The 11715-nt window shown below is 45.7% G+C and carries 12 protein-coding genes; all 12 read left to right on the top strand.

From position 1 onward, the window contains the following. Positions 1-179: 179 nt before the first annotated feature. Positions 180-1907, top strand: coding sequence for an ABC transporter substrate-binding protein (locus ACRQU7_RS14945; protein WP_444641574.1), 1728 nt, complete (start codon positions 180-182; stop codon positions 1905-1907). Positions 1908-2007: 100 nt separating this feature from the next. Then, positions 2008-2973, top strand: coding sequence for an ABC transporter permease (locus ACRQU7_RS14940; RefSeq protein WP_444641573.1), 966 nt, complete (start codon positions 2008-2010; stop codon positions 2971-2973). Between the two features lie 8 nt (positions 2974-2981). After that, complete coding sequence (gene opp4C / locus ACRQU7_RS14935) at positions 2982-3896, top strand: oligopeptide ABC transporter permease (protein ID WP_444641572.1); 915 nt, start codon at positions 2982-2984, stop codon at positions 3894-3896. Positions 3897-3900: 4 nt separating this feature from the next. Further along, on the top strand, positions 3901-4902 hold the full coding sequence (locus ACRQU7_RS14930; protein WP_444641571.1) for an ABC transporter ATP-binding protein: 1002 nt from the start codon (positions 3901-3903) through the stop codon (positions 4900-4902). Beyond that, positions 4877-5842: an ABC transporter ATP-binding protein gene (locus ACRQU7_RS14925; protein WP_444641570.1), complete on the top strand. Its 966-nt coding sequence runs from the start codon at positions 4877-4879 to the stop codon at positions 5840-5842. The genes ACRQU7_RS14930 and ACRQU7_RS14925 overlap by 26 nt, the downstream gene beginning before the upstream one ends. Before the next feature lie 281 nt (positions 5843-6123). Then, positions 6124-6885, top strand: coding sequence for a flavodoxin family protein (locus ACRQU7_RS14920; protein ID WP_444641569.1), 762 nt, complete (start codon positions 6124-6126; stop codon positions 6883-6885). A 32-nt stretch (positions 6886-6917) separates the two neighbouring features. Then, positions 6918-7526: a TetR/AcrR family transcriptional regulator gene (locus tag ACRQU7_RS14915; protein WP_444641568.1), complete on the top strand. Its 609-nt coding sequence runs from the start codon at positions 6918-6920 to the stop codon at positions 7524-7526. A gap of 380 nt (positions 7527-7906) precedes the next feature. Further along, positions 7907-8443 (top strand): flavodoxin family protein, encoded by a 537-nt coding sequence (locus tag ACRQU7_RS14910; protein WP_444641567.1) that lies wholly within the window; start codon positions 7907-7909, stop codon positions 8441-8443. Between the two features lie 569 nt (positions 8444-9012). Further along, complete coding sequence (locus ACRQU7_RS14905) at positions 9013-9168, top strand: hypothetical protein (protein ID WP_444641566.1); 156 nt, start codon at positions 9013-9015, stop codon at positions 9166-9168. After that, positions 9165-9773: a hypothetical protein gene (locus ACRQU7_RS14900; protein WP_444641565.1), complete on the top strand. Its 609-nt coding sequence runs from the start codon at positions 9165-9167 to the stop codon at positions 9771-9773. Before ACRQU7_RS14905 ends, ACRQU7_RS14900 begins: the two co-directional genes overlap by 4 nt. Before the next feature lie 400 nt (positions 9774-10173). Continuing rightward, positions 10174-11157 (top strand): serine hydrolase domain-containing protein, encoded by a 984-nt coding sequence (locus ACRQU7_RS14895; protein ID WP_444641564.1) that lies wholly within the window; start codon positions 10174-10176, stop codon positions 11155-11157. Between the two features lie 183 nt (positions 11158-11340). Then, complete coding sequence (locus tag ACRQU7_RS14890) at positions 11341-11676, top strand: ArsR/SmtB family transcription factor (RefSeq protein ID WP_444641563.1); 336 nt, start codon at positions 11341-11343, stop codon at positions 11674-11676. Positions 11677-11715: the final 39 nt, after the last annotated feature.

Here is an 11715-nt window from a genome sequence, read left to right as displayed (position 1 = left end):
GCCTATGACCATGCGTTAAGAAATGAACGCATATTTCATAATTGCTCCTTGCAGTCAAACTTTTGGGTTGGACTGCTTTTTTATTTTCTTTTGTATTTAATTCGAATCGGTCGTGAAGCATGGGAAGACGGCTGTAATAGCCCACGTCATTTTCCTAATAAATTTACGAGGTGTGTATCATGAGAAAAAATCAATTCAGTTTCATTTCTTTACTGCTCGTTGCAGTGTTAATTCTTTCCGCATGCGCTTCCGGCGGTGCCAAGCCTGGAACTGCTTCAAGCAAAGCGGAACAAGCCACGAAAGTTGCCGATACAAAGGATCAATATATAAAGGCGACCGATCCCGGCAAAAGCCCGGAAACCGCAAACAACCGTACCGATACCTTTGTCGCAAATATTTCAGAGCCCGGCGGCGTTTTTGTCCCTTACTTCTATGACAACGGCTGGGATGAAAATGCGATTCAGCCAATTTTTGCGCGCCTTGTCGCCATCGATGAAAAAGGAAACCCGGTTCCGGACTTAGCAGAAAAATGGGAAGTTTCACCGGATAATCTTACCTACACCTACCATCTTCGTAAAAACGTAAAATTCAGCGACGGCTCCCCGGTTACTGCGGACGACGTTGCATTTACGCTGACCCTGTTGGATGACCCACAATATACCAGCAGTGTAATTGATATTTCAACCGCGGAAATCAAGGGTGCAGATGACTACAAAAAAGGAAATGCAACCTCTATTTCGGGCATTAAAGTAATTGACGCAGGAACCATTCAGATTACAACTGAAAAAGCAAATCCGCTTAATCTGACCCTTTTAGGCGGCTACATTTTGTCTAAGGAATATTACGGAAAAGATTACAAAAAGGGACAGCTTGATTACCTGAAGGCACTGTATTCCAAGCCGATGGGTGCCGGACCCTACAAATTCGACCAATACGTAAACGGCCAGGAAATCCGCTATACCGCAAATGAAAACTATTACGGTGGAAAGCCGAAAATCGAGCACTTAATTTTCAAGATTACTGCAAAAACCACCGCGCTGCAGACCTTCCAGGCCGGTGAAACCGATTTGGACAGCTTTACCACTGACCAGGATACGCTGGATCAGCTTCAGGCCCTCGGTTTTGCAAATATCAAAATCCGCACGGTACCAGATTATGGATACATTTATGTGAACAACAAAAAGCCTTACTTAAAAGATACCACCGTTCGTCAGGCACTGACTTATGGACTTGACCGCCAGAAGATCATCGACGTAAAATACAAGGGCTACGGCGAAGTGGCCAACGTGTTCACTGCACCGACCCTTTGGTCCTACACGGAAGACGGCGTAACCAAGTACAACTTCGACCCGGATAAGGCAAAGCAGTTGCTGGATACCGAAGGCTGGAAAGTTGGTTCCGATGGAATTCGTACAAAAGACGGCCAGCGTTTGAAGCTTTCTTACCTAACCACAAAGCCGGATGACCAGATCATTCCGATTGCAAAAGAGAACTACAAGGACATCGGCATTGAATTTGTTCCGGAAGTTCTGGATGCGAACACCATGTTTAGCAGACTGACAAAAGGCGACTACGACCTGCTCAGCGTTCGCACTAACGGCCTGATTGACCCCAATGACTCCGTAGCTGAATTTGCTTCTGACAAACCGGACCTAAATGTATCCGGCTATTCGAACCCCAAAGTGGATGCGTTGATCAAAGAGGGCATCAGTACGGTGGACGAAGCCAAGCGGAAAGAAACCTACAAAAAGCTTTATCAGGAACTCAGCAACGACCCGCCGGTGATTCTGATTGATTACCGCAAAAGCATTGCTGCATGGAACGCGCGAATTGAAGGCGCTGAAAATTATGCCACCGGCAACTATGATTCCGCTATCGCACTTTCCAAATTATCTATAAAACAATAAATCCATAAACCCGTCAGAAATATCCGGCTTAATGCCGGATATTTCTATGCGTTTCATTCGGGATTCCGGCATGCCGGCCGAGAACAAAAGAGGTGTTCCTGTGAAAAAATATGTATTGAAACGATTTCTGCAAATGATCCCCATCCTTTTGGGAATTTCTCTGCTTATCTTTTTCCTGTTTGCCATGATGCCGGGAGACTATTTTTCATCCAACCGCAAGCTGACACCCGAGAGGCTGAACGAGCTGCGTGCGCTTTACGGGCTGAACAAACCGGTCATTGAGCGTTATTTTATCTGGCTAAAAAACGCGTTCCATGGCGATTTCGGCTTTTCGCTGCAGCATATGCTGCCGGTTACGACTCTGATTAACCGGTACATATGGAATTCGTTTATCATTTCTTTTGTCGCGCTCTTCTTTACATGGGCGCTGGCACTGGTAATCGGTGTTTATTCTGCGACGAAACAGTATTCCTTTTTCGATAAACTGGTGACACTGGGCGTGTTTGCATCGCTTTCCGTACCGTCCTTCTTTATTGGATTAATGATGATCAAATTCTTTGGAGTGGATCTACATATTCTTCCCATCGGCGGAATGCTTGACACTGGAAGCAATTCTGTAGGGTTTGCCTATATACTGGAAGTACTCCGCCATATGATTATGCCGGTTGCAATTCTGACCATACTGAGCGTCGGTTCGCTGACGCGGTATTTCCGCACCGGGATGCTCGATGTGCTCCGTATGGACTTCATCCGGACAGCCCGGGCTAAAGGCCTGAAAGAGCGCACGGTCATTTTCAGGCATGCGCTGCGCAACGCGCTACTGCCCGCGATCACCTTGCTGGCTTTTGAGCTGCCCGGCCTGTTTTCGGGTGCGATTATTACCGAACAGATTTTTGGCTGGCCGGGAATTGGAAAAATACAGCTGGACGCGCTGAATGCAAGGGATTACCCCGTGCTGATGACGTTGACTATGTTTTTATCGTTCCTGACGATCTTCGGTAATTTCCTTGCCGATGTCATGTATGCTGCTGCCGATCCCAGAATTCGGATTGCCAAGAAAGAATGAGGTCTGTAATGAGTACGATAAAACAAAAACCGGCGGCGGAGCGAAAAAAATCAAAATCCATTTGGACGGAATCCTTCCGCAGACTGTTAAATAACAAAACCGCCGTGTTCAGCGCCTGCTTTTTAATCCTGATGTTCCTGTTCAGTTTTGTCGGTCCTCTGCTTTCTCCTTACGGAGCGGACGCGATGGACGTTACGATGATGAAATATCCACCCAGCCTTCTTCACTGGCTTGGTACCGACGATTACGGCCGCGACGTACTGACGCGCCTGATGACTGCCGGGCAGATTTCTTTAACCGTCGGCCTTGCCTCCATGGTGCTTTCCCTGGTGCTTGGGGCGCTGCTCGGCGCCATTGCCGGCTACTACGGCGGAATTATTGACAGCATGATCATGCGGATTGCAGATATTCTGCTGTCCATTCCGAGCCTTCCCTTGCTTATCATTATTGCCGCATTGCTGTCGGAGTTCAAGGTCCCCACGGATTACCGGATTTATATTGTCATGATGATGATCAGTTTTGTCGGGTGGCCGCGGCTTGCCCGGCTGATTCGAGGGCAGATTCTTTCCCTGCGGGAACAGATGTATATTAAAGCCGCCGATGTATTGGGCCTTAGCAGCAGACGAAAAATTTTTCATCATCTTCTGCCCAACACCTATCCTCTGCTGATCGTCGTGGCCACACTGCAGACCGCAGCGGGGATTTTAAACGAATCAACGCTCAGCTTTCTTGGGCTTGGGGTGGTCGCGCCAACCGCAACGTGGGGGAATATGATCACCATTGCAAACAATCTGATCGATTTTCAGAAGCGGCCGTGGCTTTGGATTCCGCCTGGAATGGCAATTTTCTTGACCGTTGTTGCCATTAATGTTCTGGGCGACGCTATTCGCGATGTTCTGGACCCGAAAATGAAAGGAAGGTAAGCAAATGGAGGAACCGATTATCCGTGTGAATCATCTGCAAACCTACTTTTATGTGGATAGCAGAATCAGCAGAGCAGTCGACGACGTTTCCTTTTCCATACCGAAAGGCAAAATCGTCTGCATTGTTGGGGAATCCGGCTGCGGAAAAAGCGTAACGGCACTTTCTCTGCTTCGCCTGATCAGCGACCCCGGGAAAATCCTCGGCGGGGAAGTCCTGTTTCAGGGGCAGGATGTTCTGAAAATGAATACAAAAGACCTTCACAATTTGCGCGGCAACCAGATTTCCATGATATTTCAGGAACCAATGACTTCTTTGAACCCGGTATTTACTATCGGCCGGCAGATTGTAGAAACCATCGTTGAGCACACGCTGCTGGATGAAAAGCAAGCGTGGAAAAAAGCGGTCGGATTAATTGAACGGGTTGATCTGCCGCGTGCAGAGCAGATTATGACTTCTTATCCCCACGAACTGAGCGGCGGTATGCTGCAAAGAGTCATGATCGCAATTGCGCTCAGCTGCGATCCAAGTCTGTTGATTGCAGATGAGCCGACCACCGCATTGGATGTAACGATTCAGGCACAGGTTTTGGATTTGCTGAAAGGGATTCGAGACGAGTCCGATATGTCAATTCTTTTCATTACGCATGATTTGGGAGTTGTTGCCGAAATCGCGGATTATGTCATTGTAATGTACGCAGGGAAGAAAATTGAAGAAGCGCCCGTAATTGATCTTTTTCAAAATCCCCGGCATCCGTACACCAAAGGGCTTTTGAAGTCCCGACCCATTATCGGGCAGCACCAAGACCGCCTGTATTCTATTCGAGGCCAGGTCCCGGATTTATCGGAACTGGGCCAGAATTGCTATTTTTGTGACCGCTGTGAGGAATGTTTGGATATTTGCAAAGAAAAATATCCGCCTTATCTTTCAGACGGCAGTCAGCATAATACCGCTTGCTGGCTGTATGAGAAAGGAGAGCTCAATGAGTCAGCCTCTGGTACAAATTAATGATTTAAAAAAGTACTTTCCCATTAAGAGCAGTTTTTTCGGAAAGCCGACGGGCTATATAAAGGCTGTGGACGGAATCAGCCTTCAGATTGAAAAAGGGGAGGCGTTCGGTCTTGTGGGCGAATCGGGCAGCGGTAAATCAACGCTGGGACAGACCATTTTGCGCATGCATGAAAAGACTTCCGGACAAATCCTTTTTGATGGGAAAGATATCCATACGATCAGCAAAAAAGAGCTCGTTCACCTGCGTACCAGAATGCAATACATTTTTCAGGATCCATACAGCTCGTTGAACCCAAAAATTCGGATCGGGGACGCGATCGGCGAACCTTTGCTGGAGCATGGCCTGGCTACGAAGTCGGACGTTGATGATAAGGTTGGAAATATTCTCACTATGTGCGGAATGGCTTCCCGTTTTATGGACCGCTACCCGCATGAGTTTTCCGGGGGCCAGCGTCAGCGCATCGTCATTGCGCGAGCCATGGCGCTGAATCCGGATTTTATTGTGGCGGATGAGCCGGTCTCGTCGCTGGATGTTTCGATTCAAGCCCAAATTATCAATTTATTCAGTGATTTACGGGAACAGCGGGAACTTTCCTATCTCTTTATTTCTCACGACCTCAGTATTGTGGAACACCTCTGCTCCAGAATTGCCATTATGTACCTCGGTATTATTGTGGAACTGGCTACTCGGGATGAACTGTTTTCTAATCCGGTTCATCCTTATACCAAAGCGCTTTTATCTGCCGTACCGATCCCAGACCCCACGCTTGACCGCCATCGCATTGAGCTGAAAGGGGATATTCCCAGCCCGGAAAAACCGCCGACCGGGTGCCGATTCCATACCAGATGTCCTTTTGCGAAAGATATTTGCCGTGAACAAGTACCGGAACTTCGTCAGGCAAATGAAGACCATCAAGTTGCGTGCCATCTGTTTTGAAATTATAATGCTTCACCACGCTGCCTGAATTTCGAATTCAGGCAGCGTGGTGTCTTACATTTTAAAATAAGCTAACAAGAAACGTAATTTTTCAACATTGACATGTTCTGTAAGGACAGCCTCAGTTTATACTCCAATTTTGCATCAGACAGGACATATGAGAAATTTATGATGATAATGCGCAGTTGACATCCCGAAAATTCTATGCTACTATCATATCATGAATGAATATTGAAATATTCATTCATGATATGAATTTTTTATTGCATTGGAGGCCGGACATGAAAAAGATTATCGCATTGGTCGGAAGTCAGCGGAAGAAAGGAACTTACGACGCCGTCCTCAAATTTGGAGAGTACTTAAAATCGTATGGCGGGATTGAATTTGAAACCATTTTTTTACATGATTACAACCTTGAATTTTGCACGGGCTGCAAGCTGTGCTTTGACAAGGGAGAGGAATATTGCCCCCTGAAGGACGATCGGGATATCCTAATTGAAAAAATAAGCCGGTCGGGTGGAGTGGTCTTTGCCTCCCCCAATTATGCATTCCATGTTTCCGCACGGATGAAGAATCTGTTTGACAGGCTGGCCTTTATTTTTCACAGGCCGCGCTTTTGGGGCAAGGCTTGTACGGCGATTGTCACACAAGGCGTTTTCGGCGGTAACAAAATCGTGAAGTATTTGAGCAGCATGGGTGAAAATCTAGGATTCCACGCATCCCGCGGCTGTGTCCTGCAAACTCTGGAGCCCACCACGGAAGCCATGCGCGGGAAAAATGACAGGAAAATAAAAAAGGCAGCGGCGGCCTTTTATAAAGCGCTGATGAACGGCACTCCATCCCCTTCTCTTTTCAGGCTTATGATGTTCCGTATGACACGAACCATGATATGCAGGCTGCAAAGTGGAGAATATCGGGATTATTGTTATTTCAAGGAAATCGGTTGGTTTGAGTCTGATTACTATTACCCTGCATCATTGGGGCTTTTCAAAAAGGCAATGGGGCGCTTCTTTGATTTTATAGGAAGAAGAATGGCACTTTAAAATATGTATCACTGCATTACAGGAGGATAAAAATGGACAGGAAAGCGGAAATCTATCGCTGTGGGAAGCACTTGTTCAGCTTAAAAGGCTTTAAGGATACCAATGTCGCCGAAATCATGAAGACGGCGGGAATGGCGGCGGGCACGTTTTATAATTACTACTCCTCGAAGGAAGCCCTGTTTCTGGATATTTACAACGACGAAAACGTCGCCTTGAAAAAAAGCATCATGGAGGGTCTGGATATTGATGCCGATCCGATGCAAGTCGTCCGGCAGATGCTGCGGTTGAACTTAGAGGGCATGAACGAAAATCCAATTTTGCGCCAATGGTACGATCGGGAGTCTTTCAGCAAAATTGAAACGAAATTCCGCGAAGAAAACGGGCTGGGGCGGGTGGATTTTCTCTACAGCAGCTTTATCGAGATTGTGAGAAAATGGCAGGCCGAGGGACGGATGCGGCGGGATATCGACGCCGAAATGATTATGGCGATTTTCACCGCGTTGGTTGTCACGGAAACACATAAGGATGAAATCGGGCTTGATTATTTCCCGCGTCTGATCGAATACCTGGCCGAATTCACGATGAAGGGGCTTATGGACTGCTCCGCGGACACACCGCCAGACGCTGAGAATAAACAGTGAAAACAAGCCGAAGGCCGGTAAATTCATGTTTTAAAGGACAGAAAAATATGAATCATACGACTAATGATCATGTTCCAGGGGAAAAGCGACAGGTATTAAACAAGCTTCAAACGGTTTTGATTACGTTGGGGACGTATCTTCAATTCTCTATCTCGTCACCGATATAACCGCATCCGTTATGTGGCACGAGTATAGCCCCGTATCACAAACCGTCAGCGAACTGATTGCGATTGATGCCCCGATCAGATTGTACGTAATGGATTGTCATATTCTCCGTTCTGCTTTTAAGGCGGGACAAAGAGAAAGATAGGGAACGGGCAAACTGAAAAAGAACAGAATTTCTATTAATACAGAAATAAGACGGAATGAGGAGGACTACAATGAACATTGCGATTTTATCATACTCTTACACGGGCAATAATGAAGCTCTTGCGGAAAGAGTGGCGAGGAAACTGGTGGCAAAACATATCAAGGTAACCGTACGGAAGCCCGTAACAATGGGGTCTATCGTTCTGGATATGCTTTTTTCCCGGACGCCGCAGGTTCAGCCCGCCCCGGATTCTCTGCGGAAATATGACCTCATCCTTTTCTTCGGGCCCGTCTGGATGGGCAAGGTGGCCTCTCCGCTCCGGATGTACCTAAACGATCTGAAGCAAAATCCAAAACCGTACGGTTTTTTATCCATCAGCGGCGGGGCCGACGGCGAAAACCCGAAGCTGTCAAACGAGCTTCTGCAGAGAACGGGGAAGCAGCCCGTCATACTGGTAGATCAGCATATTGCGGACTTGCTTTCCCCGGACAATTCAACGACACGCAAGGAGACTTCCGCTTACAAAATCAATGAAGAGGATGTAAACCGGCTGATGAAGGTGGCGGTAGAAAGGATCAAACAATTCTCTGCGATAGACTCCATCTGATGATCTGTATCCTCAATTTCCATAGAGCTCGATACAGACGCCATTCTGTATACAAATCGCATCATCATGGGTGCTTGGGCGGAGACTGCTATGCGACCACTAATCTCATTTAAGACAGACCTCCTTTATGTCGCTTGTTTTGGAACAAATATGGGAGTAAAATGGACATAAGAAAAAACCGGTTACCGGAGGTAATCAGTTTTAAGTTAAATGAGAGTTATGGGTGATATTGAATGAGACTGGTCATAACAGACATTAAAGAGCTGCAATCGGCGCAAAATACCAGCCAAAGGGTAATCACGGATAACGGAAGCATACGTAACTGTATAGGCTGTTTTGGATGCTGGATAAAAACCCCGGGACAATGCGTCATCAGGGATGGGTATGAGAACATGGGCAAGCTGTTCAGTCAATGCGACGAATTGCTTATTATAAGCAAGTGTTTTTACGGCGGCTTCAGCCCCTTTGTGAAAAACGTTCTTGACAGAGCCATTTCATATATTTCACCCCATTTTGTGATAAGAAGCGGTGAAATGCACCACAAGCGAAGATACGTCAATGTGATAAATATGACTGTATACTTTTACGGCGGGAATATTACTGAGGACGAAATGAAGACGGCCCAAAGCCTGGTAACGGCGAATGCGCTGAACTATGACGGCAGGGTGAACAGGGTTTTGTTTTTTAATTCCGCCGATGAGGCAAGGGAGGCGCTGCCGTTATGAATATCGCGCTGATAAACGCAAGCCCTAAAAGATCGGAAAGCGCAAGCTGGGCTTTGCTCAGTGATTTTAAAGGTTTATTGCCGGGCGACCATACTGTTAAAAGCTTTACAATGAACAGGCCGTCCATTGCCGAGGAGGAAATCAAAGAGCTCTGCGGCTGTGAGGCGTGGATTTTTTTCTTTCCGCTCTACGTGGATGGCATACCCTCCCATTTGGTTTCCTGCCTTTGCCAAATGGAACGGCTCAGCATTGAGAATAAGAATATTTATGTATATGGTATTTCCAATTCAGGCTTTTATGAGGGTAAACAGAACCGCAATGCATTGGCGATACTGAAAAATTGGTGTGACAAAATGGGATTTGTTTGGGGAATGGGCATCGGCTTCGGAGGAGGCCCCGCATTAAGTTCCATGAAAGGCATACCGCTGGGCAAAGGCCCCAAAAGTACGCTTGGAAGCGCCTGCCGGACACTTGCGAATGCCGTATTATCACATTCCACGGGCGATAACCTTTATATTTCAATTGATTTTCCCAGGTTTCTATATAAAGTTATGGGTGAAATGGGCTGGAGGCAGGGATTTAAGGCGAACAGGGGCAAAAGGTAGCGGACTAAAGAAATTGTCAGAATGCAGAAACCATGGTGAAGGATTTTGAACAAACGGGAAATTGGGGCAATCTTTAATGGATAAATGAAAATTGTTCAACCCGCTCTCTCTTTGTAAAGAGATCCAGATGAGTTGTAAAAAAGAATAAAATATGACCAGAGGAATTGATTAGGTTTCTCATTATATAATGTGTTGAAGGCATGAGTTGTTTCTCAGGCCTTCTTTATTATGTTTTCAACAGCTAAACCAACGTCTCCTTATAAGAACCAGCTATTAGAATAATTATTACGAATGGCAGCCAAGTTTTATTAATTTTAAAAAAGTTCTTGCAAATGATTTTTAATGGATATATCCTTAATTTCAAGGATATCCTTTATTCACTTAAAGGAGATATTAATTTATGAATCAAGAAAAAATTAAAGAGCTTCAAAAGATAATAAACAGCGATTACAGCAATATTGCGGGCATTGTTGTACTGAAAAGCGGCAAAGTGTTATATGAAAACTACTGGAATGGGTACACCTACCATAATGCTATTCACGTGGCGTCGGTAACAAAGAGCGCGGTTTCTGTGTTGATTGGTATCGCCATTCATAAAGGATACATCAAAAGCGTCGACCAGAAAGTATTGGACTTTTTTCCGGATTACACTGTTGAAATCGGTGAAAAAACAATACAGGAAGTTACGGTTAAAAATTTACTTACCATGACGGCTCCATATAAATACAAGATGGAACCATATGAAAAGTTCTTTGCCAGCCGAAACCCAATTCAGGATGCACTGGATTTGTTAGGCGGCGATGGGCCCGTCGGGGAATTTAATTATTCTGCTATCGGAGGAACCCACATTTTGTCAGGCATTCTTGTGAAAGCCACAGGGCAGTCAATTCTTGATTTTGCTGGGGAAAATTTATTCTCTCCATTGGAAATCGATGTTGTGCACAATGTGGTATTGCATAGTAAAGAAGAGCAAATGGCTGTAATGAGTGATAAAAACACCACTGGTTGGGTTGTTGATCCCCAAGGGATAAACACGGCGAGCTGGGGCCTTTTTTTAACACCTGTGGATATGACAAAAATAGGCCAACTGTATTTAAACGGCGGTGTGTGGAACGGCAAACAGATTGTACCGACCGGGTGGATAACTGACAGCACGAGGGAACATAGCCGCTGCGTCCAATGGGGCAATCTATCCTATGGCTACCTTTGGTGGATCATTGACGGAGATAGCTATGCAGCTTTGGGTGATGGCGGAAATGTGATTTATGTCAATAGGAAGAAACAGATGGTTGTTTCTATCGCTTCTCTTTTTATGCCGGACGCCAAGGATAGAATAGAATTGATAAAAGAGTATATAGAGCCAATATTTGAAAATGGTATATAATGACTTTCGGCTTATTAGGGAGATTATGAGCCAGACTGCGTTGAAATCTATAGAATGATTTGGAGACACCTGTGAATTCACGGGTGTCTTTTTTTGCAAAATTTAATTTGAATTTCATATTGACGTTTTTCGATTTGATGCATATAATAGTCATATCGAAGTTTATAGATTTGAGGTGCCGGCATGGAAAACTATTCGGAATACACAAAAGTATTTAAGGCGCTGGGGGATCCCAAAAGAGCCATGATTGTAGATATGCTCTCCTGCGGGGAGCTTTGCGCCTGCATGATTTTAGAAAAATTTGAGATGTCCCAATCCACTCTGTCCCATCACATGAAGCTCCTGTGTGAGTGCGGGCTTGTCAAGGGTAGAGAAGAAGGCAAATGGACGTACTATTCGTTGGATGCGGATACCATCAGCAAAACAAAGCAATTTTTCTGCGCCATTACCTCCGATAAGGAAAACTGTATCTGTAAGGAAGCTGGGAGCTGCTGCAAAGGATGTGATGAGGATCAGTAATTGTTGTAGCAGCCACAATCCCTGGTTAATAACAAATAA

Source organism: Caproiciproducens puteiluti, from assembly GCF_052442865.1.
Classification (GTDB): Bacteria; Bacillota; Clostridia; order Oscillospirales; family Acutalibacteraceae; genus Caproiciproducens.
Note: the sequence above shows the minus strand (reverse complement) of the source record. Positions and strands in the feature narration are given on the sequence as shown.

Excerpts from the sequence above, each read along its gene's own strand:
- ACRQU7_RS14945 (WP_444641574.1), top strand. The coding sequence starts at position 180 with ATGAGAAAAAATCAATTCAGTTTCATTTCTTTACTGCTCGTTGCAGTG.
- opp4C (WP_444641572.1), top strand. The coding sequence starts at position 2,982 with ATGAGTACGATAAAACAAAAACCGGCGGCGGAGCGAAAAAAATCAAAA.
- ACRQU7_RS14930 (WP_444641571.1), top strand. The coding sequence starts at position 3,901 with ATGGAGGAACCGATTATCCGTGTGAATCATCTGCAAACCTACTTTTAT.
- ACRQU7_RS14925 (WP_444641570.1), top strand. The coding sequence starts at position 4,877 with ATGAGTCAGCCTCTGGTACAAATTAATGATTTAAAAAAGTACTTTCCC.
- ACRQU7_RS14920 (WP_444641569.1), top strand. The coding sequence starts at position 6,124 with ATGAAAAAGATTATCGCATTGGTCGGAAGTCAGCGGAAGAAAGGAACT.
- ACRQU7_RS14915 (WP_444641568.1), top strand. The coding sequence starts at position 6,918 with ATGGACAGGAAAGCGGAAATCTATCGCTGTGGGAAGCACTTGTTCAGC.
- ACRQU7_RS14910 (WP_444641567.1), top strand. The coding sequence starts at position 7,907 with ATGAACATTGCGATTTTATCATACTCTTACACGGGCAATAATGAAGCT.
- ACRQU7_RS14905 (WP_444641566.1), top strand. The coding sequence starts at position 9,013 with ATGACTGTATACTTTTACGGCGGGAATATTACTGAGGACGAAATGAAG.
- ACRQU7_RS14900 (WP_444641565.1), top strand. The coding sequence starts at position 9,165 with ATGAATATCGCGCTGATAAACGCAAGCCCTAAAAGATCGGAAAGCGCA.
- ACRQU7_RS14895 (WP_444641564.1), top strand. The coding sequence starts at position 10,174 with ATGAATCAAGAAAAAATTAAAGAGCTTCAAAAGATAATAAACAGCGAT.
- ACRQU7_RS14890 (WP_444641563.1), top strand. The coding sequence starts at position 11,341 with ATGGAAAACTATTCGGAATACACAAAAGTATTTAAGGCGCTGGGGGAT.